Source organism: Streptomyces sp. NPDC001941 (assembly GCF_040296945.1).
Lineage (GTDB): Bacteria > Actinomycetota > Actinomycetes > Streptomycetales > Streptomycetaceae > Streptomyces.
In genome coordinates, this window is sequence record NZ_JBEOYE010000227.1 from 1 (window position 1) to 2687 (window position 2687).

Here is a 2687-nt window from a genome sequence, read left to right on the forward strand (position 1 = left end):
GGACCAGCGGGGCCCGCGGGCCCGGCCGGCGCCAAGGGCGACCAGGGCGACCGAGGTCCTGCCGGGCAGGCCACCACCGGTGCCAAGGGCGACAAGGGCGACGCCGGGCCGGCCGGCGTGCCCTCGCCCACGCAGCGGGTGATGGGCAACCTCCAGCGCGTCAGCCCCGGCACGACGCTCACCTCGACGGCCACCTGCCCGGCCGGTACGACCCTGACCGGCGGCGGGGCCCAGCAGGACGACGACGTCACCACGTCCTACGTGACCCGTTCCTTCCCCAGCAACGCCACCACCTGGACCGCCTCGCTCCAGAACCCCAGCGCGGCGAACGGCGGTGTCGGCACCGAGAACTTCCGCGCCTACGCGCTCTGCCTGCCCACCACGTAATCCCGTCGCGGCACCGCGAACGGTGTCCGGGCGAGTGACCAGCCGCTCCGTGGCCTCGTGTCACGGGCTCGCCCGCCGGGCCGCCAGCACTCTGGCGGCCCGGCGGCCGGCGGGACGCGGGGGTGAACGCCTCGACGAACGACTCGCCCGCACAAGACTCCCCGCCCGTGGCGCACGCCGATGTCAATCACCTGGCGGAAAGACTCACGAGATGGACCCCGCCAAGACCCCCGGAAGGCTCGCTGCCGACGCGGCCAAGGCCGTCCGCGCGCTCAACCACGCCACAACAGGCGGCAACAACTACACCCGGGCCGCCGATGTCGGCGAGACCGCATCCTCCGTGCGTACCCTCACCGAGGAGCTCCGCCCGAGTCTTGCGCAGATGGCCACCGCACTCTCCCGACTCGGCGCGGACGGCCGGATCCGCATGGCCGACGACACCGACCCCGTCGCCGCAGCAGCCGACTGCGGCCACGCCCTCCACGTCGCCCGCGCCTACCTCGACCTCGTCCTGGAGCAGCTGGCGCTCGTCACCGCACTCACCAGCCACATGCGAGGCCCGCGGAACGCCGACGGACAGGGGTGACGCCCGTAGGGACCCGCGACCAGCCGTGCCGGACGCAGGCCGTCCAAGCCCGCGCAGCCCACCGCGCGAAGATCGAACGAGCCGCCAGATCGGCCGCGAAGATCCAGGATTGAGAGGCTGCCGCCAAGACCGAGCCGCCGACCGCAACGAGAGCGGGCCGCTACCGGAAGGAGGCGCGGCACCGGTCGAAGATCGCTTCATCACGGTGTCGTGCCCGCTCGCACCCCGGCGGCGAACAACTCACCGCGGCGTGAAATGGCGTCCTGTTCTGCTGCGGACGACGAGTCAGGGCGACGAGTGCTCGCGCACGCCTACCCGTTCGAGTGGAGAGGGCCCGGAGGCGGCATCCCGTCGGCGTGTTGTCGGAAGGCACAGTGCACCGGATCGCCGACCGATGGCGATCCGCTGTGACAGGGAGCGCCGTTGACGGATCATCTCAGCACACCCCGGATCTACCACTCAGCCCGTACTTGGCGCGACTACCAGGAGATGTTCCTCATCGACGCCGGAGCGCTCAAGGGCCTTCGGGTGCTGGACTGCCCGGCCGGCGGCTCGGACTTCACCGCCCGGGCGGCCGAGTGCGGTGCGGGCGCGGTGGCGGTGGACCCGCTCTACAGCCTGGAACTTGACACCATTCCCGCCGCACTGGCCCAGGACCAGGAACACCTCAACGCCCACGCGACCGCGGACACTTCTCGCGGGTACCGGCGCCTGCCGGACCGGGGCGTCTTCGACCACTGGAGCATGGCACGCGCTCGTTTCGAGGCCGGCGTCGAGCAGCAGAGTCATCAGGGGGCGGGGCCGTACGTGGCGGCTCAGCTTCCTGAGCTGCCCTTTCAAGACAAGGCCTTCGACCTCACGCTCAGCGGGTTCCTGCTGTTCGTCTACGCGGGCCTGCTCGACGAGGACTTCCACGTCCGGGCCGTTCGCGAGCTGCTGCGCGTGACGCGCGGCGAGGTGCGCATCCACCCGGTGGAGACGGACGGCGCCGAACCGACAGCCCTGCTCACGACCCTGGCGTCCGCCTTCCCTTCCACCGTCTTCGAACTGCGCGCAGCCTCGGTGAGCAACCGTGTGAAGCCGAGGAGCACCTTGATCCTGCGCCCCCGGGAAGGGTGTTGACGCCCCGAGCGGAGTTCCTTTGCTGTCCGCCGACCCGCACATCCGTTCACTCCTTCGACGGGAACACCAACCCGCCAACAGCCCCCGTCCCGCACGGGGGCAGTCGGGACAGGGCGACCTTCGGCGGGTAGTGGACGAGCAGATGTACCGGCCGGACGAACCACTTTCGGCTCGCCGACATGACGGAAAGGCCCAGAAGCACGCCTGGAACGTGCAACTGGCTGATGCCGCGCAGCGATCCCGACACACGGCTTGGCATGCGTCTGTGATCTCGTGATCGTGCGTCCTTGAGTGAGTGGACGCCACCCCGCGGCGTGAGGTCCACAGGCGGGTGCGCGCCCTTGTCTTCCTTCCGAAAAGGCAGACGGCCGGATTCCCGAAGCGTTCTCGGGAACCCGGCCATGCCGAGCAAGGGCTGTACGCGGTGTCAGCCGCCGACGTACCAGTGGAAGCCGCCACTGGAAGCCGCGACGACCATGAGGACGACGAAGATCAGCACGTCGATGATGCCCAGCACGATCGCGGCGTTGGCCATGCCCCCGCCGCCCTTGGCCGCGGCGTGGCGTCGCCCGACCGCACCGAAGACGATGGC

General features: G+C 70.5%; 2 protein-coding genes and 1 pseudogene. All 3 read left to right on the top strand.

Annotated elements, in window-relative coordinates; all coding sequences use genetic code 11:
* A pseudogene (locus tag ABT160_RS46700) lies at positions 1 to 387 on the top strand (hypothetical protein); the annotation flags it as partial.
* Positions 388 to 598: 211 nt separating this feature from the next.
* Complete coding sequence (locus ABT160_RS46705) at positions 599 to 973, top strand: hypothetical protein (protein ID WP_351656447.1); 375 nt, start codon at positions 599 to 601, stop codon at positions 971 to 973.
* 423 nt (positions 974 to 1396) lie between these two features.
* A complete protein-coding gene (locus ABT160_RS46710) occupies positions 1397 to 2095 on the top strand; it encodes a hypothetical protein (RefSeq protein WP_351656450.1) in 699 nt (232 codons plus the stop codon).
* The last annotated feature ends 592 nt before the right edge of the window (positions 2096 to 2687 follow it).